28 protein-coding genes are annotated in these 23,189 nt (G+C 66.9%); 12 read left to right on the top strand and 16 right to left on the bottom strand.

Features of this window, described 5'->3' with window-relative positions; all coding sequences use genetic code 11:
- Positions 1 to 118 precede the first annotated feature (118 nt).
- The 3 genes from cysK to AC3WJI_RS16730 all read right to left on the bottom strand — a co-directional run bounded on the left by cysK (position 119) and on the right by AC3WJI_RS16730 (position 3,084).
- Entirely contained in the window at positions 119 to 1,039 is a 921-nt protein-coding gene (cysK, locus tag AC3WJI_RS16720; RefSeq protein WP_492758416.1) for a cysteine synthase A, read from the bottom strand.
- A complete protein-coding gene (locus tag AC3WJI_RS16725) occupies positions 1,036 to 2,358 on the bottom strand; it encodes an MFS transporter (RefSeq protein WP_492758417.1) in 1,323 nt (440 codons plus the stop codon). Before AC3WJI_RS16725 ends, cysK begins: the two co-directional genes overlap by 4 nt.
- 219 nt (positions 2,359 to 2,577) lie before the next feature.
- Positions 2,578 to 3,084 (bottom strand): hypothetical protein, encoded by a 507-nt coding sequence (locus AC3WJI_RS16730; RefSeq protein WP_492758418.1) that lies wholly within the window; start codon positions 3,082 to 3,084, stop codon positions 2,578 to 2,580.
- Between the two features lie 182 nt (positions 3,085 to 3,266).
- On the opposite strand from AC3WJI_RS16730, the gene AC3WJI_RS16735 reads away from it, so the two are divergent.
- Complete coding sequence (locus AC3WJI_RS16735; protein WP_492758419.1) at positions 3,267 to 3,614, top strand: hypothetical protein; 348 nt, start codon at positions 3,267 to 3,269, stop codon at positions 3,612 to 3,614.
- A 15-nt stretch (positions 3,615 to 3,629) separates the two neighbouring features.
- Here AC3WJI_RS16735 and AC3WJI_RS16740 read toward each other — a convergent pair whose 3' ends face one another.
- From AC3WJI_RS16740 to AC3WJI_RS16760, 5 genes are all read right to left on the bottom strand, one after another.
- Entirely contained in the window at positions 3,630 to 4,166 is a 537-nt protein-coding gene (locus AC3WJI_RS16740) for a glycine zipper 2TM domain-containing protein (RefSeq protein WP_492758420.1), read from the bottom strand.
- Between the two features lie 138 nt (positions 4,167 to 4,304).
- On the bottom strand, positions 4,305 to 4,733 hold the full coding sequence (locus AC3WJI_RS16745) for a hypothetical protein (protein WP_492758421.1): 429 nt from the start codon (positions 4,731 to 4,733) through the stop codon (positions 4,305 to 4,307).
- 1 nt (position 4,734) lies between these two features.
- Positions 4,735 to 5,112 (bottom strand): hypothetical protein, encoded by a 378-nt coding sequence (locus AC3WJI_RS16750; protein ID WP_492758422.1) that lies wholly within the window; start codon positions 5,110 to 5,112, stop codon positions 4,735 to 4,737.
- Between the two features lie 65 nt (positions 5,113 to 5,177).
- Positions 5,178 to 5,573, bottom strand: a complete 396-nt coding sequence (locus tag AC3WJI_RS16755; protein WP_492758441.1) for a CcdB family protein — start codon at positions 5,571 to 5,573, stop codon at positions 5,178 to 5,180.
- A complete protein-coding gene (locus AC3WJI_RS16760; RefSeq protein ID WP_492758423.1) occupies positions 5,483 to 5,728 on the bottom strand; it encodes a type II toxin-antitoxin system CcdA family antitoxin in 246 nt (81 codons plus the stop codon). The genes AC3WJI_RS16755 and AC3WJI_RS16760 overlap by 91 nt, the downstream gene beginning before the upstream one ends.
- Positions 5,729 to 6,100: 372 nt before the next feature.
- Here AC3WJI_RS16760 and AC3WJI_RS16765 point away from each other — a divergent pair, with 372 nt between their 5' ends.
- A complete protein-coding gene (locus AC3WJI_RS16765; protein WP_492758424.1) occupies positions 6,101 to 7,180 on the top strand; it encodes a type I restriction endonuclease in 1,080 nt (359 codons plus the stop codon).
- A 54-nt stretch (positions 7,181 to 7,234) separates the two neighbouring features.
- On the opposite strand, the gene AC3WJI_RS16770 is transcribed toward AC3WJI_RS16765, so the two are convergent.
- On the bottom strand, positions 7,235 to 9,547 hold the full coding sequence (locus tag AC3WJI_RS16770; protein ID WP_492758425.1) for an ATP-dependent helicase: 2,313 nt from the start codon (positions 9,545 to 9,547) through the stop codon (positions 7,235 to 7,237).
- 72 nt (positions 9,548 to 9,619) lie between these two features.
- Between AC3WJI_RS16770 and AC3WJI_RS16775 the strand changes: the two genes are divergently transcribed.
- The 3 genes from AC3WJI_RS16775 to AC3WJI_RS16785 all read left to right on the top strand — a co-directional run bounded on the left by AC3WJI_RS16775 (position 9,620) and on the right by AC3WJI_RS16785 (position 12,494).
- Complete coding sequence (locus AC3WJI_RS16775) at positions 9,620 to 9,799, top strand: hypothetical protein (RefSeq protein WP_492758426.1); 180 nt, start codon at positions 9,620 to 9,622, stop codon at positions 9,797 to 9,799.
- Between the two features lie 68 nt (positions 9,800 to 9,867).
- Positions 9,868 to 11,508, top strand: a complete 1,641-nt coding sequence (locus AC3WJI_RS16780; protein WP_492758427.1) for an inorganic phosphate transporter — start codon at positions 9,868 to 9,870, stop codon at positions 11,506 to 11,508.
- Positions 11,509 to 11,606: 98 nt separating this feature from the next.
- Entirely contained in the window at positions 11,607 to 12,494 is an 888-nt protein-coding gene (locus tag AC3WJI_RS16785; RefSeq protein WP_492758428.1) for an alpha/beta fold hydrolase, read from the top strand.
- Between the two features lie 40 nt (positions 12,495 to 12,534).
- Here the strand turns inward: AC3WJI_RS16785 and AC3WJI_RS16790 are convergent, their stop codons facing one another.
- On the bottom strand, positions 12,535 to 12,720 hold the full coding sequence (locus AC3WJI_RS16790; protein WP_492758429.1) for a hypothetical protein: 186 nt from the start codon (positions 12,718 to 12,720) through the stop codon (positions 12,535 to 12,537).
- Positions 12,721 to 12,814: 94 nt separating this feature from the next.
- On the opposite strand from AC3WJI_RS16790, the gene AC3WJI_RS16795 reads away from it, so the two are divergent.
- Positions 12,815 to 14,119 (top strand): MFS transporter, encoded by a 1,305-nt coding sequence (locus tag AC3WJI_RS16795; protein ID WP_492758442.1) that lies wholly within the window; start codon positions 12,815 to 12,817, stop codon positions 14,117 to 14,119.
- Between the two features lie 181 nt (positions 14,120 to 14,300).
- Here the strand turns inward: AC3WJI_RS16795 and rsmD are convergent, their stop codons facing one another.
- A complete protein-coding gene (gene rsmD, locus AC3WJI_RS16800) occupies positions 14,301 to 14,840 on the bottom strand; it encodes a 16S rRNA (guanine(966)-N(2))-methyltransferase RsmD (protein ID WP_492758430.1) in 540 nt (179 codons plus the stop codon).
- Positions 14,840 to 16,135, bottom strand: coding sequence for a pseudouridine synthase (locus AC3WJI_RS16805; RefSeq protein WP_492758431.1), 1,296 nt, complete (start codon positions 16,133 to 16,135; stop codon positions 14,840 to 14,842). Before AC3WJI_RS16805 ends, rsmD begins: the two co-directional genes overlap by 1 nt.
- 118 nt (positions 16,136 to 16,253) lie before the next feature.
- Between AC3WJI_RS16805 and AC3WJI_RS16810 the strand changes: the two genes are divergently transcribed.
- Entirely contained in the window at positions 16,254 to 16,685 is a 432-nt protein-coding gene (locus tag AC3WJI_RS16810; protein ID WP_492758443.1) for a response regulator, read from the top strand.
- Positions 16,686 to 16,694: 9 nt separating this feature from the next.
- Here the strand turns inward: AC3WJI_RS16810 and AC3WJI_RS16815 are convergent, their stop codons facing one another.
- Together AC3WJI_RS16815 and AC3WJI_RS16820 are read right to left on the bottom strand one after the other, a co-directional pair.
- A complete protein-coding gene (locus AC3WJI_RS16815; RefSeq protein WP_492758432.1) occupies positions 16,695 to 16,838 on the bottom strand; it encodes a hypothetical protein in 144 nt (47 codons plus the stop codon).
- An 8-nt stretch (positions 16,839 to 16,846) separates the two neighbouring features.
- Positions 16,847 to 16,981, bottom strand: a complete 135-nt coding sequence (locus AC3WJI_RS16820) for a hypothetical protein (RefSeq protein ID WP_492758433.1) — start codon at positions 16,979 to 16,981, stop codon at positions 16,847 to 16,849.
- A gap of 167 nt (positions 16,982 to 17,148) precedes the next feature.
- Here AC3WJI_RS16820 and AC3WJI_RS16825 point away from each other — a divergent pair, with 167 nt between their 5' ends.
- Genes AC3WJI_RS16825 through AC3WJI_RS16845 form a run of 5 tightly spaced genes read left to right on the top strand, consistent with a single transcriptional unit; the run spans position 17,149 to position 21,308 of the window.
- Complete coding sequence (locus AC3WJI_RS16825) at positions 17,149 to 18,510, top strand: AmpG family muropeptide MFS transporter (RefSeq protein ID WP_492758434.1); 1,362 nt, start codon at positions 17,149 to 17,151, stop codon at positions 18,508 to 18,510.
- Entirely contained in the window at positions 18,510 to 18,656 is a 147-nt protein-coding gene (locus AC3WJI_RS16830; protein ID WP_492758435.1) for a hypothetical protein, read from the top strand. Before AC3WJI_RS16825 ends, AC3WJI_RS16830 begins: the two co-directional genes overlap by 1 nt.
- The gene (locus AC3WJI_RS16835; protein WP_492758436.1) at positions 18,657 to 19,271 is read left to right on the top strand and encodes a tetratricopeptide repeat protein; all 615 of its coding nucleotides are present in this window, start codon (positions 18,657 to 18,659) and stop codon (positions 19,269 to 19,271) included.
- On the top strand, positions 19,268 to 19,765 hold the full coding sequence (locus AC3WJI_RS16840; RefSeq protein ID WP_492758437.1) for a DUF2939 domain-containing protein: 498 nt from the start codon (positions 19,268 to 19,270) through the stop codon (positions 19,763 to 19,765). The genes AC3WJI_RS16835 and AC3WJI_RS16840 overlap by 4 nt, the downstream gene beginning before the upstream one ends.
- Before the next feature lie 13 nt (positions 19,766 to 19,778).
- On the top strand, positions 19,779 to 21,308 hold the full coding sequence (locus tag AC3WJI_RS16845; RefSeq protein ID WP_492758438.1) for a serine hydrolase: 1,530 nt from the start codon (positions 19,779 to 19,781) through the stop codon (positions 21,306 to 21,308).
- Here the strand turns inward: AC3WJI_RS16845 and AC3WJI_RS16850 are convergent.
- Together AC3WJI_RS16850 and AC3WJI_RS16855 are read right to left on the bottom strand one after the other, a co-directional pair.
- Positions 21,305 to 21,745, bottom strand: a complete 441-nt coding sequence (locus tag AC3WJI_RS16850) for a DUF6628 family protein (RefSeq protein ID WP_492758439.1) — start codon at positions 21,743 to 21,745, stop codon at positions 21,305 to 21,307. The two genes, AC3WJI_RS16845 and AC3WJI_RS16850, sit on opposite strands and share 4 nt — an antisense overlap.
- Positions 21,746 to 21,817: 72 nt before the next feature.
- A complete protein-coding gene (locus AC3WJI_RS16855; RefSeq protein WP_492758440.1) occupies positions 21,818 to 23,128 on the bottom strand; it encodes a bifunctional folylpolyglutamate synthase/dihydrofolate synthase in 1,311 nt (436 codons plus the stop codon).
- Between the last annotated feature and the right edge of the window lie 61 nt (positions 23,129 to 23,189).

Here is a 23,189-nt window from a genome sequence, read left to right on the forward strand (position 1 = left end):
GGACAAGAGCTGCTCCGGAAGCGGGGGTCGCCGCCCATAACGCAGCACGCACGATTTTGGAACCATTGCGCCGCCGAAACGCCGCAATGGCCCGCTCAAACGCGCTTCCGAGTGCCGATCAGCTCTCGGGAAGGAACTCGGGGACGCTGAGGTAACGCTCGCCGGTGTCGTAGTTGAAGCCGAGAACGCGGGCGTTGTCAGGGAGGTCGGGAAGCTTCTGGAGGATCGCGGCGAGGGTCGCGCCCGACGAGATGCCGACCAGCATGCCTTCCTCGCGTGCGGCGCGGCGCGCCATGTCCTTGGCGACGTTCGCGTCGACCTTGATCACGCCGTCGATCGCGTCGCCGTGGAAGTTCCTGGGAATGAAGCCGGCGCCGATGCCCTGGATCGGATGCGGGCCCGGCGTGCCGCCCGAGATCACCGGCGACAGCTCGGGCTCGACTGCGAACACCTTGAGGCCCGGCCAGCTCTTCTTGAGCGTCTCGGCGACGCCGGTGATGTGGCCGCCCGTGCCGACGCCGGTGATGATCACGTCGATCGGCGTGTCGGCGAAATCGTTGAGGATTTCCTGCGCGGTGGTGCGGACATGGACGTCGACGTTCGCGGCATTCTCGAACTGCTGCGGCATCCACGCGCCTTCGGTCGATTCGACGATCTCCATCGCACGCTCGATCGAGCCCTTCATACCCTTTTCGCGCGGGGTGAGATCGAAGCTGGCGCCATAAGCGAGCATCAATCGGCGGCGCTCGAGGCTCATGCTCTCGGGCATGACCAGGATCAATTTGTAGCCCTTGACCGCGGCGACCATCGCCAGGCCGACGCCGGTATTGCCGCTGGTCGGCTCGACGATCGTACCGCCGGGCTTGAGGTCGCCCGAGGCCTCGGCCGCCTCGACCATGGCCAACGCGATGCGGTCCTTGATCGAGCCGCCCGGATTGGCGCGCTCGGACTTGATCCACACCTCGGCGCCGGGGAACAGCTTCTGCACGCGGATGTGCGGCGTATTGCCGATCGTCTCGAGGATCGTGTTCGCCTTCATGTCGTCATCTCCTTGGGAGGCACGTCGAGATTGGCCGGAGGATCGAAGGTGCGAGCCCGCCTGAGTTCGGGGAATAGCCGGGCCCACAGTATCGTGACAAGCACCGCGCCGATGCCTCCGCCGATCACTGCGGCGATCGGACCGATCAATGCGGCGAGGAAGCCCGATTCGGCTTCGCCAAGCTCATTGGAGCCTGAGACGAACAGGGTGGAGACTGCACCGACGCGCCCGCGCATCTGATCGGGGGTGTAGAGCTGGATCAGCGACTGGCGGACATAGACCGAGACCATGTCAGCGGCGCCGAGCACGAACAGGGCGACCAGCGAGAGCAGGACCGCGGGGGCGAAGTCGCTGCCGATCGCCGAGGGGCCGAGCAGGCTGACGAAGAGCGGCGCCGAGAGGCCGAACACGACTGTGGCGAGGCCGAAGATCGCGACGGCGATCAGCATCTTCTTGCCGACCTCGGTCTTGAGCGGGCGCCAGGAGAAGAACAGGCCGACCGACACCGCCCCGAGCGCGGGCGCGGCGCGGAGATGGCCGAGGCCTTCGGAGCCGACCTGGAGGATGTCGCGGGCATAGACCGGCAGCATGGCGGTGGCGCCGCCGAGCAAAACCGCGAACAGATCGAGTGAGATCGCGCCGAGCACGAGCCGGTTGCGGCGGACATAATGGAGCCCGTCGACCATCTGCGCCCAGGGGCTGCCGGTGAACTTCACGCTGGTGCGGGGCACCGGCGAGATCAGCAGCAGCATGGTCAGCGCGAGGGTGAACAACCCGGCAGCGACGAAATAGGGCACCGAAGGGCCGGCGGCGTAGAGATAGCCGCCCATCGCCGGGCCGATCACCGTGCCGATCTGCCACGAGACCGAACTCAAGGCGATCGCGGTGGGCAGGCTTTCCTTGGGGACGAGGTTGGGCGCGAGCGCGCCGAGCGCGGGGCCGGCGAACGCGCGGGCGACGCCGAGCAGAGCAGCGATGCCGAACAACGCGGGGAGGGTGATGCTTTGCGTGTAGGTCAGCCAGCCCAGGCTGAGCGCGCAGAAGATCTCGAGCCCCACCGCCGAGCGGGCGATCCAGCGGCGGTCGACGCGGTCGGCGAGCCAGCCGGCGAACAGCGAGAGGCAGAGCAACGGCAGGAACTGCGCGACGCCGATAAGTCCCAGCTGGAACGCGGCCTGCTTGATCGTCATCGTCTCGCGGGCGATGTCGTAGACCTGCCAGCCGATGACGATGACCAATGCCATCTGGCCGAGCGTCGCGGCGAAGCGCGCCACCCAGTAAGCGCGGAAATTGGCGACGGCGAAGGGATGGATCGGCATGCAGCGCTCTTGGCGCGTCCGCCGCGGCACCGCAAGCTCGCCCGCCCTCGTCGCAGCGAATTGTCGTCCCGGGAACCGCGCCGTGCCCCGGAGGTTCTTACGCCAGCGAAATCAATAACTCAGGAGACACGGTGATGGGCAAGGGCATTTTGTTGTGGCTGCTCGGCATTCCGCTTCCGATCATCATCCTGCTCCTGCTGTTCTGGCACTAGAGCGCGCTCAGGCGCTCGGCAGCTTGGTGCCCTCGAAGATCACGCCGCGGATCTCCCACGCCTCGGCGGCATAGGTCTCGCGGGTCGGCCCGGCGCGGGCGCCGTCGGGCTGGATCGGGAGCAGCGGCACGATCTCGGCAGCCTCGGCCTCGAGCCGGACGCGGATCCGGCGCATCAGCCGCGACACCGCGCGGCGATAGGTCTCCCAATGCTCGGCCGGGTGCGGACCGTGCCAGCGCGCGACATGTTCGCGATACTCGCCCATCAGGGTCGCGGTCTCGACGCTGGCGAGCGCCGCGGTCTGCTGGGCATGCTCGCGGCGGTCGCTCAGCATCGGGCCGTAGACGGTCGATTCCATCTGCGCGAAGTGGAGCAGCAGGTCGCGGGTGAAGGCCCAGCGTTCGTCCGCCATCCGGTCCTCGCGCGCCGGCGGGGCGCCCGCCGCGAACTCCTCGACCGCGTCGACGTTGGCGAGGATGCGGCAATGTTGGGCGAGAAGGCGATCGACGGACATTCGGGGGGTGTTCTCCTTGCTCCCCTCTGCATCCGATGTAGCTGACCAGCGGTAAAATCGCGGCCCCGGTAAAGCCCATATGGGTGTTGGTACGGAAGCGCCCATGCGGGTGCCGCACGGTGGGACAGTCCCGTAATCGCACGAACCTTGCTGCACTGCGGCACGGGGTTTATACCCCCCGAATGTCCGTCAGCGATTCCAACCCGGCGCCGTCGCCCGCCGCTCATATACCGACCCTGTTCGAGGCCATCGTGCGCACCCGCTGCGTCGAGGCGACCTACAATAACGGCCATGTCGTGCTCGCCCCGCACGTCGCCTTCACCCGCCACGGCGAAGTCTATGTCGGCGCCACCACGATCGAGCGTGACGGCCAGCCGCCGCGCGAGGAGAAGGTCGGCCTGTTCAAGCTCGCCGGGCTCGCCGGCTTCGCGCTGACCGAGCGCGAATTCACCCCCAGCGCGCTGTTCGACCCCCAGGACGAACGCTTTGCGGCCGAGACCCTGCTCGCGGTGGAACGCCCCGCGGCCTGATCCCGGCCTGAAAGCTCAGCGGCAGCGGACCTGCTGCTGGTTGCGATCGATCGACGCACCCGCCGCACCGCCGGCGATCGCGCCGAGCAAGGTGCCGACGGTGCTCGAGCGGCGTCCGGCGATGACGTTGCCGAACAGCCCGCCCGCGGCGGCGCCGACGATCAGCCCGGTGGTGCCGTCGCTGCGCTTGCAATAATAGCGGCCGTCATTGCCGCGATAGACGCGGTCGTCGCTGCCGAGCGTCCGCTCCTGGTAATTGCCCGAGCGATAGTCGCGCGCGGGATCGTAATTGGGATCGTCGTCATAGCGATCGTCGTAGCGGCCGGGGCCGCGATCGTCATAGGCCGGGCGTGTCGTGCGCGAGCGGCGATAGCGCTCGACCGCGGCCTGATAGGTCTCATATTCGGTGTCGAAACGGCGCTGCGCGGCATCGAAGCGCGCTTCCTCGTCCTGATACGCGCTACCGCCGTAGCGCGTGCTGGTCTGGGCCGAGGCAGGCGCCGCGACGACGAGCGCTGCGGCGAGGGCCGCGAGGCCGGTGATGGTCTTCATGTTCAACTCCTCCATGCGTGCCCTTGCTTAAGGCTGGCGCGACGGAAACGTTCCAGCAATGCGGGTGAAGCGGGGCTGAATGGCGGACGAGCGGCCCGCCGCCGCGCGCTAAATTGACTAAGTTGACCGAAATGCGAATCATCTCGCAACTTTCTTGCGCGGCGGGGCGGGTGGCGGGCGGAGTGCCGCACAGGCGAGACGATAGTCGAAGCGGTGACGCATGCCGACCAGCTTGCCCTTGTAGTAATGCGGGCTGAGCACGCCGTTGGTCGCGCGATCGATTGCGTGGGCCAAAGCACGGTCGTAGCCGATGGCGAGCGCGGTATCCCAAGCCGCGGCGAAGCTCTCTGCGCCGGGGCGCTTGCGCAAGCCATGGGCCGACTGCTTGGACATGCCGACGGCACGAAGCGCGTGCGCCAGCGATCCCATCGCCGCGAGCGCGGTTATGAAGTCGCGCTGACGCTGCGGCGTCCAGCCGTCGCGGCGGACGCGCTCCAGCGCGACGGGCGTGAAGGCGAGCGGACCGTCGGCCTGGGCTGGCAGCTTGGTGGGTTCGGGCACCGCCATGCTAGGCCGGGACGCCTGCGCGGTGCAGCAGGCCGCACGTGAACCGGACCTTGTCGAAGCCATGACAAACCGCATCGAGGCGCGCGAGCTGTTCGGCAGTGACACCGTGCCGGCGCAGCACCCGCTTCGCCATTGCATCGACCTTGCCCTCCTCCGCAGCCTTTCGCCACGCGCGTGCGAAGGCGCTGTTGCGCGCGAGGGCGCGACGGAGGCGCGCGATGGTGCTCGCACTCGCGCCGACGGTGGCGGCGGCTGCGATGACGTCGCCCGAGCGGAGCAGCACGTGGAGGAAGGCGCGCTGGCGTTCGGCCGGCCAGTCGGGCTGCGGCACCAGCTTGAGCGTGGCGATCGGGGCGAGCGGGCGGGGCGACTCGGACATCGACGAGTCTATCCCAGACGAATTCCTATTTTGGAAGAACGGAGGTTGGCGGCGACGGCGAGGGATCAGATACCGCTTATCATCAGATCCAAGGCATTGGTGATCGTGTAGCGATGCTCTCCCAGGGAGGCGACGCGTTCACCGAGTTCGTCCGTTCGGACGGCCGCAGCGAATTGCGTGAGCATCACTATTTCCGCGCCGGCAACGGTGAAGATCGGGTTCAACCGATCGGCGGGCGTCGGCGCGGCGTACCGCGGCAGGAGTGAAACGACGAAACGGGTATTCAGCATCGAGAGCAGGTCGGCTTGGCAGTCGAGCAGAAACCCCGGTCCATTGCGCCGGCGATAGATATCGAACTGTGCCAGCGGTCCTAGAAGAGCCGCGTATCGGCGAGCGGCAGGCCATGGTGTTCGACATGGGCGTTGGAAGCCGCGAGCGCACCGGCATTGTCGGCTTGCCAGCGCGGCGCGATCTGGCGCGCGATGGCATCGGCGAGACCGCGCTCGCAGGCATCGGAAAGGTCGATCCCGAGCCGGTTGGCCTCTTCGATCAGGGTGGGGTCGAGTGCCAGTTCGGTGGGCTGGCGGCCTTGGTTGCTGGGGGTGATCGCGTTCATGAAGGCGCTCCGTCGGGCGACTGAGAATAGTATGGACACCCGGGTGCGACCAGCCCTGCAATGCGGGCGGCGAAGATTGCAGGCATGCGCTCGGCCCGCGCGAGATCAGCGTTGGTAATTTCCTTCAGCGACGACCTCGACCGCGAGTCAGAGGGATGCATCACACCAGTCCTTTCGCAACCTTGGCGTCGGCCAGGTTGATGCGATCCATGACGGGGGGCCTATGACAAGTTGATGATTATCGCCCCACGTTAGACAAGGAACTTATGTCGGCGTCGGGATTGGCACATGTATCATGTTTCTCGAAATATGTCCTCTGGACATAGCTGAACGAATGACGCAGCCTCCATGCAAGTTGGGGAGGGGGAAACCATGGATCTAGCTACCAAGCTGGTTGAGCTCGAGAAGCGCACCGCGCAGCATCGTGAACTGCTGCTCACGGAGGAAGCAGCCAAGACAGCTCTCGTGATGCCTTTCCTTCAGGCATTGGGGTACGACGTTTTCAATCCGAGCGAAGTCATTCCAGAGTTTACGGCCGATGTTGGAATCAAGAAAGGTGAAAAGGTAGACTACGCGATTTGCATAGATGGGAGACTATCTATTCTTGTGGAATGCAAGCCGTCATCGATTGACCTAGATTTAAAACATGCAAGCCAATTATATCGTTATTTCTCAACGACCGATGCTCGCGTCGCCATCCTGACGAATGGCGTCATCTACAAATTCTATTCGGACATCGAGCAGCCGAATAAGATGGACGATAAGCCATTTTTCGTTCTCTCGATGGATGCCATCCGTCGGACCGATCCCGCTACGCTAGAACGCTTCACCAAACAGCAATTCGATATCGATGCCATCGTTCGTGAAGCGGGGCGGCTGAAGTTGGAATCCCAAATGCGGATCGAGCTGGAAAAGGAATTCGCAGAGCCGTCGGACGAGTTTGTAAGAATGATGGCTGTGCGTGTTCAACCGGGAGGGCGGTTGACCGCCGCAGTTAAAGAGCAATTCCAACCTATCCTGGTAGCCTCGATCGCGAGCCTGATCCGTGACCGCGTGAATGAGAGGCTTACCAGCGCGCTCAATGTCGCCAATCCGAGTGCAGAGACAATCCCGGCAGGGGATTCGGACGATATGTCGGAAGTCGAGGACGGCATTATTACCACCGACGACGAGATCGCAGGATTTCGCATTATTCAAGCAATTGCGTCACGACACGTCGATCCAAAGCGAGTGGTAATCCGAGATTCCAAAAGTTATTGTGCGATCTTACTTGACGACAATAATAGAAAATCTTTGGCGCGACTACACTTCAATAGTCCTACGACACGATACGTCGGCACCTTTGTCGATAAGGCAGAAACGCGGCATTCGGTGGCAGCTATCACCGATATTTACAAGCTTGAGGCTAAAATTCTCGACAGGCTGAAAGAATTGTCTGCGATCAAGGATTGAGACGTTTCCCCTCGTTGGGGAGAGGTTTAATGTATCGTAACGTCAGCGAGCTATTCAGTCTCCCACGCTCACGAATGAATCCATAACCCGCTTCCGCCCGGCCTGCTCGAAGTCGATCTCCAGCTTGTTACCCTCGATCTCGGCGATCAGCCCGTAGCCGAACTTCTGGTGGAACACGCGCAGTCCCACCGACAGGTCCGCGCGCGGCTTGGCGCCGAAGCTGACCGCGCTGGCGTGGCTCTCCAGCACGCGCGCGGGTTCGCGCGAGAAGGTGCGTTGGGTGAAGCTGTCGCCGGGGTTCTTGGTGTCGATCCCCGCGGCGCGCTGCCAGCCGGGGCCGCGGCCGGTGCCGCGGGCGACATCGGCGAAGGGGTCGGCGCGTTCGGACCAGTTGGCGCGCCACAGACTTTCGCCGCCCGACATCGTGCTCTCGCTCTCGACATGCTCGCCGGGAAGCTCGGCGACGAAGCGGCTGGGGAGGCTGCTGGTCCACTGGCCGTAGATGCGGCGATTGGCGGCGTGGAGGATCGTCGCGCGGCGGCGGGCGCGGGTGATCGCGACATAGGCCAGGCGGCGTTCCTCCTCGAGGCTGGCGAGCCCGCCTTCGTCGAGCGCGCGCTGCGAGGGGAAGATGCCCTCCTCCCAGCCGGCGAGGAACACCGTGTCGAATTCGAGCCCCTTGGCGGCGTGGATCGTCATGATCGTCACCTTGGGCTCCTCGGCGCTCGCTTCATTGTCCATCACGAGGCTGACGTGCTCGAGAAAGGCGCCGAGGGACTCATACTCCTCCATCGCGCGGACGAGCTCGGTGAGGTTTTCGAGCCGGCCGGCGGCCTCGGCGGTGCGGTCGGCCTGCCACATCGCGGTGTAACCGCTCTCGTCGAGGATGATGCGGGCGAGCTCGGGATGGGGAAGCGTGTCCCCCATGCTGCGCCAGCGGGCGATGTCGCCGATCAGGTTGCCGAGGCTACGGCGCGCCTGGGGGGTGAGTTCGTCGGTGTCGAGGATGCGCGCGCCGGCGGTGGTCAGCGGCAGGCCCTCGGCGCGGGCGAACTGGTGGACCTTGGCCAGCGCCTTGTCGCCGAGGCCGCGCTTCGGGACGTTGACGATGCGCTCGAAGGCCAAGTCGTCCGACGGCTGCGCCACGACGCGCAGATAAGCGAGCGCGTCGCGGATTTCCTGGCGCTCGTAGAAGCGGAAGCCGCCGATGATGCGATAGGGCAGGCCGATGCTGATGAAGCGCTCTTCGAACTCGCGGGTCTGGTGCTGTGCGCGGACGAGGATCGCGGTTTCGTCCAAAGAGAGGCCGCCGCGCTGGAGGCCCTCGATCTCCTCGCCGACCCGGCGCGCCTCCTCGGGACCGTCCCAGATGCCGAGCACCTTGACCTTCTCGCCCTGGGCCTTCTCGGTCCACAGGGTCTTGCCGAGGCGGCCGCCATTATTGGCGATGACGCCCGAGGCGGCGGCGAGGATGTGCGGGGTGGAGCGGTAATTCTGCTCGAGCCGGATCACCTTGGCGCCGGGGAAGTCCTTCTCGAACTTGAGGATGTTCTCGACCTGGGCGCCGCGCCAGCTGTAGATCGACTGGTCGTCGTCGCCGACGCAGCAGATGTTCTTGCGCTCCTGGGCGAGCAGGCGGAGCCAGAGATACTGGACGCTGTTGGTGTCCTGATACTCGTCGACCATGATGTAGCGGAAGCGCTGCTGGTAGAGCGACAGGACCTCGCGGTCGGTCTTGAGGATGACCAGCATGTGGAGGAGCAGGTCACCGAAGTCGCAGGCGTTCAAGGTGCGCAGGCGGTCCTGATAGGCGGCGTAGAGTGCCTTGCCCTTGCCGTGCGCGAACGCCTCGGATTCGCCGGCGTCGATTTCCCCGGGGGTGAGGCCCTTGTTCTTCCAGCCGTCGATCATCCCAGCGAGCTGGCGCGCGGGCCAGCGCTTCTCGTCGATGTCCGCGGCGGTGATCAGCTGCTTGAGCAGGCGGAGCTGGTCGTCGGTGTCGAGGATGGTGAAGTTGGACTGGAGCCCGACCAATTCGGCGTGGCGGCGGAGCATCTTGGCGCCGATCGCGTGGAACGTGCCGAGCCAGGGCATGCCCTCGACCGCGTCGCCGACGAGGCGGCCAACGCGCTCGCGCATCTCGCGCGCGGCCTTGTTGGTGAAGGTGACGCTGAGGATCTCGCTCGGATAGGCTTTCCGCGTGAACAGCAGATGGGCGAGGCGGGCGGTGAGCGCCGCGGTCTTGCCGGTGCCGGCGCCGGCGAGGACGAGCACGGGGCCCTCGGTGGTGAGCACGGCATCGCGCTGAGGGGCGTTGAGGCCCTGCAGATAGGGGGCGTCGTCAAGGGTGGGCACAGGGAGAGTCATCGGCGAACAGGTAGGGAACGCGCGCCGCGGGAGCAAGTTGCTTCGCAGCGGCGGCGCGGTTAGGAGGCGCGCATGTGGCGCAATCGCAAACTCCGGCTGGGCATCGTGTTGGCGATCGCCGTGTTCGCTGCCTTCTATGCGTGGCGGACCAGCGAGACCGAGGGCAAGCCGCCGCCGTGCGAGCCCGGGCGGCACGAGGAAAAGGACGCGAGCGGCAAGGTGACCAAGGTCACGCGGACGACCTGCTTCTGATCGCATCCGCGGCGTTGTAACGCTTATGTCATACTGACGTCACGAACCACGGTCATTTCGCGGCCATCATGGCCACGCTCGCACTGGACCAGGCTCCCACGGCAGAACTGCCGGGGACCCGTCGATTCGACTATAAAACCCACCCGCTCGCCTGGCTGATTTTCGCCGGGCTGCTCGTCGGGGGGCTGACCTATGCGGGGGCGAGCGTGCTCACCGATACGCGCGGCGTGGGCGAGGAGCTGGCGCTGGGCGTGTTCGCGTTCCTCGTGCTCGCCTTGCTGATCGCGCTGGGGTTCGAGTTCGTCAACGGCTTCCACGACACCGCCAATGCCGTCGCGACGGTGATCTACACCAACTCGATGCCGGCGCATCTCGCGGTGGTGTGGTCGGGCTTCTTCAATTTCCTGGGCGTGATGCTGTCGAGCGGGGCGGTGGCCTATTCGATCATCACCTTGCTGCCGGTCGACCTGATCCTCAACGTGGGTAGCGCGGCCGGCTTCGCGATGATCTTCGCATTGCTGCTCGCGGCGGTGCTGTGGAACCTCGCGACCTGGTATGTCGGGCTGCCGAACAGCTCGAGCCATACGCTGATCGGATCGGTGCTCGGGGTCGGCTTCGCCAACCAGTTGCTCCAGGCGGGGTCGCGCGGCGGCACCGCGGGGGTCGACTGGAGCCAGGCGCAGAAGGTGCTGACCGGGCTTTGGATGGCGCCGCTGATCGGCTTCTTCGCCGCGGCGCTGCTATTGTTGGTGATGCGCGCGATCGTCCGCCGCCCCGACCTCTACAAGGCACCCGAGGGCGACAAGGCGCCGCCGACGGGCATCCGCGCGCTGCTGATCTTCACCTGCACCGCAGTATCGTTCAGCCACGGCTCGAACGACGGCCAGAAGGGCATGGGGCTGATCATGCTGATCCTGATCGGCTGCGCCCCGACCGCCTATGCGCTCAACCGGACGCTGCCGGAAAGCGCGACACCCGCCTTCGTCCAGACCGCCAATGTCGCGACCGCGGCATTCGAGGCGCGCGGCGGCGGCGTCACCATGGCGCCCAACCAGGCGCGAACGACGCTGACCAACGCGCTCCAGCAGCGCAAGGCCGAGGGCCCGGCGGTGTATGCCGCGCTCGACAGCCTGTCGACCGACCTCACCGCGCGCGTCGCCAGCTATGGCTCGCTGAGCAAGGTGCCCGCCGAGGCGACGTCGAACGTGCGCAACGACATGTATCTGGTGCTCGACACCACCAAGCTCGCGATCAAGAAGCCCGAGGGCTTTCGCGAGGACGAGGTCAAGGCGATCAAGGCGTACCAGACCGACCTTGAGGCGGGTACGCGGTTCATCCCGCTCTGGGTGAAGGTCGTGGTGGCGATCGCGCTCGGGCTCGGCACGATGATCGGGTGGAAGCGGATCGTGATCACGGTCGGCGAGCGGATCGGCAAGCAGCACATGACCTATGGCATGGGCGCGGCCGCCGAGCTGGTCGCGGCGGCGACGATCCTCGGCGCCGATCGCTTCGGGCTGCCGGTGTCGACGACGCATATCCTGTCATCGGGCGTCGCCGGCGCATCGGTCGCCAATGGCGCCGGGCTCCAGGGGCGCACGATCGCCCAGCTCGCCGCGGCGTGGCTGCTCACCCTGCCCGCGGCGATGCTGCTGTCGGGCGGGCTCTACTGGCTGATGCTCACCGCAGTGAAGGCTTGGGGGCTGCATTGAGGGGTCGGCAGCTAACGTCCAATGGGGTCGTCAGCTCCCGCGCGCCTTGAAAGCTGGCGGTGGATGATCGCCGCAACATGAGCCGAGCGGGGGTCCGAATGAAGATCGGCGCCATCCTTCCAGCGCTAGCCGCGGCGATCCTCACAAGCTGCGCGGCCATGTATGTCTTCGCTTCCGCACAGTCAGCTTTCGCGGCGCATGGCGCCGATACTGACCGGATGATCGACGTGGGTGGTTACCGCCTGCACTTCAAAGTCATCCCTGGTCACGGCGTACCGATCCTGTTCGAGGCCGGGGGCGGCGATGGCGGCAGCGTTTGGGAGGACGTCGCTAACGCTGTCTCAAAGGCGACCGGCGCACCGATCATCACCTACGATCGTGCGGGGTTTGGAGAGAGCGAGGTCGATCCGAGGGGTGGCGTCGCCCGCCATGGCATCGTTGCTGGCGTGCAGGGGTTGGAGCGAGGCCTGCGCGCCCTCGGTTTCGACGGGAAGCTCCTGCTTGTGGGCCATTCTTACGGCGGTTTCTACACTACGCTCTACGCCGCGCGTCATCCTGATAAGGTAGGCTACGCGGTGTTGATCGATGCCAGCTCCGCCTGCTGGTTCGATTCCGCATTTCTCAGAGAATTCCGTGCGACACTGCCTCGCGATCTCGAGCGACTACGTTCTCAAGGCAAGATGGGACAATATTTTCAGTCGGCCAATCTGTCCCGGACCGTCGACGTGATCCGTGCACATAGTTTCCCGCGCGACGTTCCGGCCACGGACCTGGTCTCGGAGCATCCGCCGTTCAAGGACGAAAACGATATCGCTCGCTGGCGGAGCTGCCATCGGCGGTTCGCCGAGGCCGCGCCGAACCGCGTGGGCATCACTGCCTATGGCACTGGTCATTATATCTATCGCGATGACCAAGCGCTGGTCGTGACCACGATCGCCCGCGCCTATGCGCGAATGACAGGCGCTCTTGACCATCTGAAGCGATAATCGGGAGCGATCCGGACTCGAGGCGGGTCCGCTGGCGACCCTAGACCCGTTCGCAGACCTTTTCGATCGCGCGTGCGGCGATCTCGAGGCTGAACTTCACGCCCTTCGTATCGGCGCGCAGGTCGGCGCGGACATGGTCGACGGGGTTGTAGAAATGGACGAGCAAACCTGCCGCCAGCGCGAAGAGCACTGCGAATACCATCCTGCGTCCCGCTGACTCGCGCATCGGCCGACTCCCTATCTTCGGTCTGCGTTTCGTTGCCGTTCGGTACAGGAGCGAAACTGTCGGGCCGATGAACGGGCTGGACCCTGCCGCAGCGATGAGGGAAGGAGGATCGAGAAGGAGAGACCTATTGGCTCAGTCGCCGATCGCATCGCACCGCCGCATCCTGTTCGCGAGCCTGGTCGGCACCTCGGTCGAGTTCTACGATTTCTATATCTACGCGACCGCGGCGGCTTTGGTGTTCCCGGCGCTGTTCTTCCCGGCGACCGATCCCGCGCTCGCGCAGCTTGCTTCCTATGCGAGCTTCAGCGTCGCGTTTTTCGCGCGGCCGCTGGGCGGGCTGGTGTTCGGGCATTTCGGCGACCGGATGGGGCGCAAGTCGACGCTGGTGGCCTCGCTGATGCTAATGGGTATCTCGACGGTGCTGATCGCCTTCCTGCCGACCTATGCGATGATCGGCTGGGTCGCGCCGGCCTTGCTGTGCCTGCTGCGCTTCGGCCAGGGACTGGGGCTGGGCGGCGAATGGGGCGGAGCGAGCCTGCTCGCGGTCGAGAACGCGCCGCCGGGCTGGGCCAATCGCTACGGTGCGTTTCCACCGCTCGGCGCGCCGGTGGGGTTCATCTTCGCCAACGGCTTCTTCCTGCTGCTCGGCGCGCTGCTCAGCGATGGCCAGTTCCGCGACTGGGGCTGGCGGGTGCCGTTCCTGCTCAGCGCCGCGCTGGTCAGCCTGGGGCTATGGGTTCGAGTCAAGCTGACCGAAACCCCGGCCTTCGTCGCCGCGCAGCAGGCTGCGCCACCGCCCAGGGTGCCGGTAGGCGAGTTGTTCCGCGACCATTGGCTGGCGACGCTGGCGGGGACGGTGGGCACGGTCGCCTGTTTCGCGCTCTTCTACATCTCGACGGTGTTCATCATCGGCTATGCGACCAAAGGGCTCGGCTATGACCGCGAGACCTTCCTCGCGGTGGAACTGGTCGCGATCCTGTTCATGGCAGCGGGGATCTGGGGGGCGTCGAGCCTCGCCGACCGCAGCAACGCGGCGCGAATCCTGGCGATCGGCTGCCTCGCGACGGTGGCGGCGGGGTTGACGATTGGGTTGTTCGTCACCGCGGGGGCGCTGGCGAGCGTGTTCGTGTGGCTGGCGGGCGGATTGTTCGTGATGGGGTTCGTCTACGGGCCATTGGGCGGCTGGCTGCCGAGCCTATTTCCGGCGCGGGTGCGCTATACCGGCGTGTCGGTGACCTTCAACCTGGGCGGGATCGTCGGCGGCGGGCTGACGCCGCTGATCGCCGCGGCGCTGGTCGAACGCGGCGGGCTGGAGCTGGTGGGCTATTATCTCGCGGGCGCGGCGGTGCTGAGCCTGGTCGGGCTGGCGCTGGTGGGGCGGCGTGCGCACGCGGCTTAGCGTCTGCCGGCGCAAGGCGGGCTATGCGTCGGAAGACGAGGCGATCGCCGCAGGCGAGCGCTCCGGGCTGGTGCTGCGGCCGTATCGATGTGACCGGTGCCGGCAGTTTCACCTGACCAGCCGGACGAAGGGGAAGCGTACCCTGCTCCTGCGAAAGCAGGAGCACCGATACGGCTGAGCGTCAGGCCTTGCGCAGCAGCGTCAGCCGGGCCTTGCCGTGGACGCGGCTGGCGTCGATCTCGAAGCCGGCGAGTTCGATCTCTTCCTGCTTGGCGGTCTCGATGCTGATCCAGGTCGCGGGGCCGGCCCAGCCGAGGCGGGCGAGCTTGTCGAGCGCGACAATGCCCGCGCCGGTGCCGTAAGGCGGGTCCATCACGATCAGGTCGAGCGGCTTGACCGCCGGGCCGAGCGCAAGGGCTGAAGTCGCGCGGACCTCGGCGCCCTTGGCGCCCAATTTGGCGATATTGGCCTTGAGCGCGTCGAGCGCGGCCTTGTCCTGCTCGACAAACAGGCATGAGGCGGCGCCGCGCGACAGCGCCTCGAGCCCGAGCGCCCCGGAGCCGGCGAACAGGTCGGCGACGGCTAGACCCTCGAAGCTGCCGACACGGCTGGCGAGCATCGAGAACAGGGCCTCGCGAGTGCGGTCGGCAGTGGGACGGGTGGCGTCGCCCTTGGGGGCGACCAAAGGACGGCCGCGCCATTCGCCGGCGATCACGCGCATTATTTGCGCGTCCGTGGCGGGCGGGCAGGCCGCGCGGGCTTGCCGCGGCCGCCAGCCGGACCCTTGGTGGGGCGCGAAGTGCGCGGCCGCTCGACAATGTCTCCGGGCCGCGGCTCCTGCTGGTCGCGATGGGCCTTGGCGCGCGCGGCGCGGGCGGGCTTCTCGATGGCGCGGTCACCGCGGGGGGAAGAGGCTCGGGTCTCGTCGCGGGCCGGGCGCTCACGCGCCGGCGGCGTTCCGCGTGGCGTGAAACGTGCTTCCTTCGCCGGCGGGCGAGCGCCTTCGCGCTGCGGGCGATCGGAGGGTCGGGCATCTGCACCGACCCGCGCCGTGCCGGCGGCGGGACGCCGCTCCTCGCGCGAGGGGCCTTCGGAACGCGCGGCAGGCGTCGAACGCGGCGTGAAGCGCGGGCCAGCGGGCGCTGCAGGCGCGGTCTTGACAGGCGCGCGGCGGAGGCGACGATCGGGCTCGACGACCGGCCGGGGCTTGGGCGCCGGCTCCGGCACGCGGGCGCGGACTGCGAATTGCAGGTTCGACGCCGCCTTGCCGCCGCCGGGCTTGGACAGCACGGTACGGAAGGTGATGAGGTCATGCTGGCGGATCTCGTCGACGTCCCCGGCGGGCAGGTCGCCGAGCTGGAACGGGCCGTAGCGGGTGCGGATCAGCCGGTTCACTTCGAGCCCGAGATATTCGAGCACGCGGCGTACCTCGCGGTTCTTGCCCTCGGTCAGCGTCATCTCGATCCACACGTTCGCGCCGGTGCGGCGCTCGATATTGGCGTTGATCGAGCCGTAGCGGACGCCTTCGATCTCGACACCGAGCATCAGCTCCTCGAGCTGGGGCTGACTGATCTGGCCATAGGCGCGCGCGCGATAGCTGCGTTCGACCCCGGTGGCGGGAAGTTCGAGCGCGCGCTTGAGCTCGCCGTCGGTGGTGAGCAGCAGCAGCCCCTCGGTGTTCAGGTCGAGCCGGCCCACCGGCATCACCCGCGGCAGACCCTCGGGAAGGCGATCGTAGATGATCGGGCGACCGGCGGGGTCGTGCTCGGTGGTGAGCAGCCCCGCGGGCTTGTGATAGCGAAACAGCCGCGCCGGCGCGGGCGCGGCGACGGGACTGCCGTCGACGGTGACGCCGTGGAGCGACGTGAGCAGCGTCGCGGGGGTATCGAGGATCTTGCCATCGAGCGCGATGCGCCCTTCGGCGATCATCCGCTCGATCTCGCGGCGCGACGCGATTCCGGCACGGGCCAGCAGCTTCGCGATGCGCTGGGTTTCGGGAGGCTTGGATGGGGACACTGCGGCGATATAGCGATTATGCGGGCGTCGGCAAAAATTATTGCAGCAGGGAAAAGGTTTTGGGCGTTAGGAGCGACTTGCGGGGGCATTGCGCCGGGCCGCGGACGAAAGCGGGGCGATGGTGTTCGCGAAAAAGAAGCGGCTGATCGAGCGGGTCCTCCTCGTCGAGGACGAGCCGCTGGTCGCGTTCGATACCGAACATTTCCTGGGCGCCGAGGGCTTCGTGATCGTCGCGACGATCGATTCGGTGGCGGATGCGCTGGCGGTGATCGCGCGCGATGCGGCGATCGATCTCGTCCTGGTCGATGTCGATCTCGCCGACGGCAGCGGCGTGGAAGTCGCGCGCGAGGCGCATGCGCGCGGCGTGCAGGTGTTGTTCGTCACCGGGAACTGCCCCGGCGAGGCGCGCAGGCTGGCGGCAGGATGCCTCGCCAAGCCCTATCCGCAACGTGACCTTTTGACGGCCATCGCCGGGATCGAAGCTGTGCTCGGCGGCCGGAAGCCGCGCAAGCTGCCCGGCAGCTTCAGCCTGTTCCTCGGCGCGGCCTGAGCAAGGGGCTCAGATCGCCAGTAGACAGCCCAGATAGATTGCGCCCCAGAGCAGGACGGAGCCGCCCATGGCAATGAAGATGCCCGCGGCGGGCGGCAGATCGCGATCCTCGTCGGTGTCGATCAAGCGGTCGGGGATGGGGGTGTGGAGCATGATCGTGCTCAATGCCAGAACAGCGTGACGACGACGGTGAGCCAGGACAGCATCGACAGCGACACGGCGATCCGCGTGCCGACATCGGCGGAAGCGGGGCTGCTATGGGGCACGAGCGCGCGGCTGGCTGCGATTGCGGACATCTCTACAATTCCTGCAAGGGTTTAGCTTCATTATAGAGCGCGCGCAGCTGCAGGAGCGGCGCTCCGGGTTCGCGCGTAGGCGCGCGCCGACTGCCGATCGGTGCGATCCGCCTTTCTCTCCGCGACTTTTCGGCTAGTGTCACGGCGACGGCGAGAGGGAGCACGGAATGGCGGACGGCGCGGTGTTGGAAGAGGGAACGCGGGGCGGATTCGGCGCGACCATGGCGCCCTATTTCCGCGCGCGGCCGATCGCGGCGCTGCTGCTCGGCATTTCGAGCGGCTTCCCGCTGGCGCTGCTGCTCGGCACGATGACCTTCTGGCTCGCCAAGGTCGGGATCGAGAAGAAGACGATCGGCTTCGCGATCGGACTGACCACGCCGTACACGCTCAAATTCCTGTGGGCGCCCCTGGTTGACCGGCTCAAGCTGCCGGTCCTCACCGGACTGTTCGGTCAGCGCAGGGCGTGGCTCTTCCTTGTCCAGGCGCTGCTGTTCGTCTCGGTATGGATGCTCGGCGCGAGCCGGCCCGAGCTGCATATCGGCGTCTTCGCGTTCTGGGCGATCGTCACGGCGTTCCTCGGCGCGACGCAAGATATCGTCATCGACGCCTATCGCATCGAGATCCTGCCCGAGGACGAACTTGCGCACGGCACCGCGAACAATCAGTTCGGCTATCGCCTCGGCGCCTTCTTCGCCGGGGTGGGGACGATCGCGCTCGCTTCGACGGAAGGGTTCGGGCTCGGCTGGGGCATGGCCTATGGCCTGACCGGGCTGTGCGTACTGCCCGGATTGATCGCCGCCCTGTGGATGGGGCCGGGGCTGCATGACAAGGTGCTGCGCAACGAGGCGCCGCGCCAGAGCGTCGGCCAATGGCTGCAGACAACGCTGATCGGGCCGTTCGGCGAGTTCCTCCAGCGCCGCGGTGCGCTGCTGATCCTGCTTTTCGTGCTGATCTACAAGCTCGGCGACGCGATGGGGCAGGCGATGCTCAATCCGATGATCGTCGAACTGGGGTTCAGCGACACCGAGTTCATCGCGATCAACAAGCTGATCGGTTTCTGGGGGCTGATCCTGGGGACTGCATTGTCGGCGCCGTTGCTCGCCTGGCTCGGCATGGGCCGCGCGCTGTTCGTGTCGGGCGTGCTCATGATGCTGAGCAACCTGACCTTCGCGATCCTCGCCAGCCAGGGCCATTCGACCCTGTGGCTGACGATCGCGGTGGCGACCGAGCAGGTGACCAGCGGGCTAGGGCTGACGATCTTCGTGACCTACCTCTCCGGCCTGTCGAGCCTTGCCTATACCGCGACGCAATTCGCCTTGCTGTCGTCGCTGGCGGGCGTCGGGCGGACCTGGCTGTCGAGCCCGGCCGGGATCCTCGCCGAGCAGCTCGGCTGGGTCGGCTTCTGGGTGATGACGACGGTGGTCGCGCTGCCGGGGATGCTCCTGCTGTGGATCCTGTGGCGCAAGGGCTTCGTCGTCGAGAGCGTGCGCAAGGCGCGCGCCGGTGCCGAAGACGCGAAGGCCGCCTGATGCCGTTCCTCGTCGTGATCGGGCTGCAGGTGCTGTGCATCGTCCACCTGATGCGCACCGGGCGCAATCCATTGTGGCTGACTGCGCTGATCTTCCTGCCGGTGGTGAGCGCGATCGCTTATCTGATCGTCGAGGTGCTGCCATGAATGGGCAGCAACCGGCATGTCCGCACCGCGCGCGCCAAGGCGATCGACGCGATAGACCCCGAGCGCGAGCTGCGCGCGGCACGCGATGCGCTGGAGCTTGCCGATACCGCGGCGAACCGGCTGCGCGTCGCCGATGCGCTCGCGGCGCTGGGCCGGCACAAGGAGGCGGTGCCGCTCTATCGCGAGAGCATTGCGATGACGCCGGGTGAGCCCGACATACGCAGCCAGGCCAAGCTGGCGCTGTCGCTGTTCGAGACCGGGCAGGCGCAGGAGGCGCTGGCACTGCTCGACGCGATCCCGACGCCGCTGGGGCAGAGCGAACGCGACCGCCAGGGGCTCTTGCGTGCGCGGGCGCTGGATCATCTCGGGCGCAAGCAGGAGGCGCTCGACCTTTACGCCGACCTGGTCACGCGGATGCCGGGCGAGGAGGCGCGCTGTCGCTATGCCGCCTTGCTGATCGAGCAGGGCCGCGAGGCGCGCGCGCTCGGCGTGCTCGAAGAAGTCGAGGGGCGGATGAAGCGATTGAGCCGGCATCAGCGCGCCGCCGATGCCGGTATGTACCGCTGGGCGAGCGAAGCGTTGGCGGGGCTGCGTGCGAAGGGCGTCGGGCGATGAGGCGGTGGCTGATCGCGGTAATCGGGTTGCTGGTAGTGGCGGGCGGCGGCTGGCTGTGGGGTTCGCCCTATCTGACCTTGCTTCACCTCAAGCGCGCCGCGGATGCGCAGGATTTGGCGGCGATCTCGGCGCGGATCGACTATCCCGCCGTCCGCGCGGACCTGAAGACGCAATTGCGCGACCGGCTTGCGCACCAGCAGGGCTCGGCGCTCGACCAATTGGGTGCGGCACTTGCCGAGCGCCTTGCCGATCCGGTGGTCGACGCTGCGGTTACCCCCGAGGGGATGCGTGCATTGTTCGCGAGCAATGCGGTGGCCGATGCCGCGCGGCCGGGGCTGGCAGGCGCGAAGCCCGGCGAAATGCGGGTGCGGCGCGACGCGCTCGGCCGGTTCGCGCTGACGACCAAGGGCACCGGCCCGGAACTGGTGTTCGAACTGCAGGGCCTGACCTGGCGCGTCACCGCAGTGCGCCTGCCGCAAGGACGATCGCTTTAGCTGGGAGCCTGGAATGCGATTTTCGCGGGTACTGCTGTTGGCCTTGGCAACGGTCCCGGCGCAGCCGTCGCTTGCCCGATGCGCAGCGCACGCGCCCGCCGCCGGATCGCGCGAAGAGGTTTTCATTCGGCAGGTGATCGAGCACACGCCGAATTACCTGGAAGCCTTCGGCGTTCCCGGCGGTGCGGTGGCGGTGATCGAGAATGGCGAGGTCGTGCTGGCGCGCGGCTTCGGCGTGGCGGACGCGGCCAACAACAAGCCGGTGACCGACGATACGCTGTTCAACATCGGATCCACCTCCAAATCGATCGCCGCCTGGGGTGCGATGCACCTCGTCGACCAGGGCAAGCTTTCGCTCGATGCGCCGGTCGATATTCGGCTCAAGCGCTGGCACCTGCCGGCATCGACCTATCCGACCGCCGAGGTCACGTTGCGGCGGCTGCTCAGCCATACCGCTGGTCTCTCGGTCTCCGGTTATCGCGGCTGGGGACCGGACGACATCGTGCCGACGCTCGAACAGTCGCTGTCGGGACAGAATAACGGTGCAGGGGCGCTCGCTTTGGTCTCGGCGCCCGGCAGCAAGATGGCCTATTCGGGCGGCGGCTACACGCTGATGCAGTTGCTGGTCGAGGAGACCGCAGGGCAGCCCTTCGCCGATTACATGCGTGACAGCGTGCTTCGACCGCTCGGCATGGGAGACAGCAGCTTCAACCTCACGCCGCCAGTGCTGGGTCAGGCGGCGCGCGCCTATGACGAACTCGGTGAAGAGACGCCCACCCCGCGCTTCGTCGAAGTCGCCGCGGCGGGGATGTACGCCTCGATCGGCGACATGGCCTGCTACGGCCTCGCGTCGATCGGGAATGCGCGATCTGCGGACGTGGTCGGCGCGAAGACGCTCGACCTGATGACGTCGCCCGCACCGGCCACTGACGGCCAACGCGGGCTGGGCTACGCGATCCAGGCAGCGGGCAACGGTTTTCCCGACGGCGTCGAGCGGGTTGGGCATGACGGCGGCAATCGCGGCTGGCAGACCTTCTTCTGGGTCAGCCGCGCCAAGCGCGACGGACTGATCGTCCTCACCAATGGCTCGAACGGGTGGAACGTCTCTAACCAGCTCGTCGCCGATTGGATGGAGTGGAAGACCGGAAAGCGGCTGCCGATCCCGCGGTCGATCGCAGCCAGCATGCTGCCCTCGCTGCACGGCGGCGGGATAGAGGCGGCCGTGCGCCGCTACCGAGAGCTCAAGGCGCACGCGGCGCAAGACCATATTTTCAACGCCAACGAACTGAACCGGCTCGGCTATGCGCTGCTGCACAAGGGCCGGGTGCGCGAGGCGATCACCCTCTGGGAGCTGAACGCGCAGGAATATCCGCAGGACTGGAACGTCCATGACAGCCTGGGCGACGGCTATGCCGCGGCCGGGGAGGGCTATGCCGACAAGGCGGTCGCCAGCTTCACCCGGTCGCTCGCGTTGAACCCGGGAAATGCGCACGCGCGCGACATGATCGCGCGGGTGCGGCGGAAGGAATCGTTCGTTTTTTAGACCGCGAGCACTTCGTCCAACGGCAGCGCAAGATCGGCAAAGGCATTCGCCAGCGCGTGCGCAGTGAAGCCGATGCTCGCGGCGTCGCGAATCCCCAGTAGGTCCGCGAGGAGCATGTGCGCGCGTGCCGGATTCGTGCGGATACCTGCGATGACTTCGAGCAGAGTGGCTTCCGGGCCTGTCATCCGCGCGCAGCACCAGGGCGCGATCTGGATCGGGCCGGACGACGCCGCCGACATCTCGGCCATCAGCGCGCGCAGCAGCACCAGCGGACGCTGAAAGCCCTTACCGAACGCAGTGACGAAAGCGTGCGCGGTGCACGCGTCGTGCAGACCGTGCGCGCCCATCTGACGGACGCCGAATAGGAACAGGCGGGCGCCGGCATCCTCGGGCTGGAGCACGGGCAGGGAAGCGGCAAGGGTGTTGGTAGCGGACATGAGCGACTCCCGCGTGAACGATCCGGGGATTGTCACGGGTTCGCTATTGCAAGTCAATCGCAATAAATCGTTTCAGTCGGGCAGTTCGTCGTTCGCCTCGAGTGCGGTGCCCGCGAGATAGAGCGAGCCGAGGATCAAGACGAGCGCGCCTTCGTCCCGGATTGCGGCGAGCGCGGCGGGGATGTCCGCGGCTTGGCCTGCGCTGAGGCCGGCCGCGCGCGCCAGATCTGCAAGGTACGCCGGAGGGTGATGCGGATGGCCGGGCACCGGAACCGCGGTGAGCGAACGCGCGATCGGGGCGAAACGCGCGATCATCGCCTCCGCATCCTTGTTCTCGAGCATGCCGAGGATGAGGTAGATCGGGCGACCGTGGGCGATATCGGCGGCGGCGGCGCTCACGGCGGCGGCAGCATTGGCGTTATGGCCGCCGTCCAACCAGAGCTCGGTATCGGGCGCGAGCAAGGCAGTGAGTGGCCCCCGCGACAGGCGCTGCAGGCGCGCTGGCCAGCGGGCGTTGCGCGCCGCCGCGGCCAGGGCCGTATCGGAAATAGCCAGGGTGCGCTGGTGACGCAAAATGGCGATGGCGAGCGCGAGGTTGGCGGGCTGGTGCGTGCCCGCGAGCGCGGGAAGGGGCGTGGTCAGGCTGCCCGCGGCGTCGCGATAGTGGAGCATGTCGTCGGCCACCGCGAACGACCAGGCCTGGCCCTCGGCGAGGACCGGCGCGGCGACGGTCTCGGCAAAGCGGCCGACCACCTCGGCGATCTCGGGCGGATAGGCCATCGTCACCAGCGGCACGCCAGGCTTGGCGATTCCCGCTTTCTCGGCGGCGATCTGCGCGAGCGTGTCGCCGAGAAAGCTCTGATGATCGATGCCCAGCTGGGCGATCGCCGTCGCGGCGGGATTGGGGAGGACGTTGGTCGCGTCGAGCCGGCCGCCCAAACCCACTTCGATGATACAAGCGTCCGCGGGCGTGCGCGCGAAGGCGAGAAAGGCAGCGGCGGTGGTAACCTCGAAGAAGCTCGCGCCGATATCGCCGCCGACGTCGAGCACTTCGGCGAGCAGGGGGGCGAGCGCGGCGTCCTCGATCAGCGTGCCGGCGAGGCGGATGCGCTCGTTGAAGCGGACGAGATGCGGGCTCGAATAGACATGGGCGGTGAGGCCGGCGGCTCCGATTGCGGCGCGGAGGAAGGCGCAGGTCGAGCCCTTGCCGTTGGTCCCGGCGACGTGCAGCACCGGAGGCAGACGAAGATGCGGATTGCCGACCCGGTCGAGCAGCCGCGTGATGCGCTCGAGGCCGAGGATGTCGGCGCCGGGGGAGAGCGCGGCGAGGCGGTTCAGCTGATGCTGGACGGCAGGGTCGGCGGAGGTTGCGAAATCGGGCATCGGCGATCCAACCCCTCCCTTTCAAGGGAGGGGCAAGGGGTGGGTCAAGCGTCGGGCCGGG

It is taken from the genome of Sphingomonas sp. FW306-1B-B10E, assembly GCF_058782005.1.